This is a genomic window from Jiangella muralis, from assembly GCF_001270745.1.
Taxonomy (GTDB): domain Bacteria; phylum Actinomycetota; class Actinomycetes; order Jiangellales; family Jiangellaceae; genus Jiangella; species Jiangella muralis.
Map to the genome: position 1 here is coordinate 1 of NZ_LFXL01000081.1, position 1,350 is coordinate 1,350.

General features: G+C 69.3%; 1 protein-coding gene. It reads right to left on the reverse strand.

Annotated elements, in window-relative coordinates; all coding sequences use genetic code 11:
- Positions 1 to 16: 16 nt before the first annotated feature.
- Positions 17 to 1,069 carry an IS110 family RNA-guided transposase gene (locus ACW62_RS32740; RefSeq protein ID WP_169792183.1) on the reverse strand — a complete coding sequence of 351 codons (1,053 nt, stop codon included), beginning with the start codon at positions 1,067 to 1,069 and terminating at the stop codon, positions 17 to 19.
- Between the last annotated feature and the right edge of the window lie 281 nt (positions 1,070 to 1,350).

A 1,350-nucleotide genomic window follows, 5' to 3' on the forward strand; every position in this document is an offset into this window, starting at 1 on the left:
CCATGACGCTTCTATGTCAAGGTGCTGATTGTTGGCAGGTCAGGGGTGTGAGGTCCTGGCGGAGTGCGCGGTGGATGACGTCGGTGAGGTGTCGTTTGAGCACGCGCATTGCGCCGCGTTTGCCCTTCTTGTCCTGGTGTTTCGCGATCAGTGCCTGGGCTGGGGGGTGGGTGCGGGCCTGGGTGCGCGCGACGGTGTGGATGGCTCTGTTGAGGCGTCGGTTGCCGCCGCGGTCCAGTCGGTGTCGTTCGGTGTCAGAGGTCCAGACCGGGATCGGGGCGGTGCCGGCGAGCCGGGCCAGCGCGGCGGCGTTGCGCACCCGGGCGGGGTTGCCGAGTTCGGCGAGGATGGTGGTGGCGACGATGGCGCCGACGCCGGGCACGGCGAGCAGGGCGGGGAAGGTGCGGCGGGCATGGTCGGCCAGCTCGTGGGTGAGAGCGTTGATGTCGCGGGTGAGTCGTTCCAGGCGGGCGCAGTTGGCCTGCAGGACTCGGCGCAGCGGGGTAACGCCGAGGGTGCGTAGTTGCGCGGCCAGCTCGCGGGGCGCCTTCAGGGTGGTCAGCGAGGCCGGTTCCAGCCCAGGAGCGAGTTCGTGCAGCCGCCAGCGCATCTTGTTGATCAGCCGGGTCCGTTCGGTCAGCAGGTCGTTTCGTTCGTCGACCAGCGGCGCCAGTTCGGCGCCGGGCTCGTCCAGGCGGTGCTCGGCCAGGTAACGGGCGTTGTCCGGGTTCGCCCCAGCCTTGGCCACCGCGAAGGCGTCCAACGGGTCGGACTTGCCCCGCGGGCCGGTGTGGTGGCGCTCGGCCACCATCAGCCGCACCGGCACCCACACCACCGACTCCCCGGCCGCGGTCAGCGCGGTGGCCAGTCGCCGGGCCAGGCCGCGGCCGTCCTCGATCGCCCACCGCACCGACCGGCCGCCGGCGTGCTTGCCGGCCCAGGTCAGCAGCTTGACGATCGCGGACGGGTCATCGGCCACGGTCAACACCTTCCCGAGCCGGCGACCAGCATCGTCGATGATCACCGCGGTGTGTGTCTGCTTGTGCGGGTCGATCCCCACTGTCACCATGAGAGGCGTCCGTTTCTGCTCGCTAAGCCACGTGACGGGCGGACAGATCGCGAGGACCCGGACCGGGTGGACACACCTCTCTTGGGGCCGTGAACCCCAGGCTTCTATCAAGTCACTCCCGGCCGGGCCCTCGCCCGTGAGCACCATGGACACGTCATGGCGAAGCCACGACCACACGGCCGGGCAGATCATCAAAGAGTCACCCGATGCTCACACCCGGACACCACCCCGTCGAGCAGCACCCCGGCACCCACGATCTTGACAGAGAGATCATCAACCTT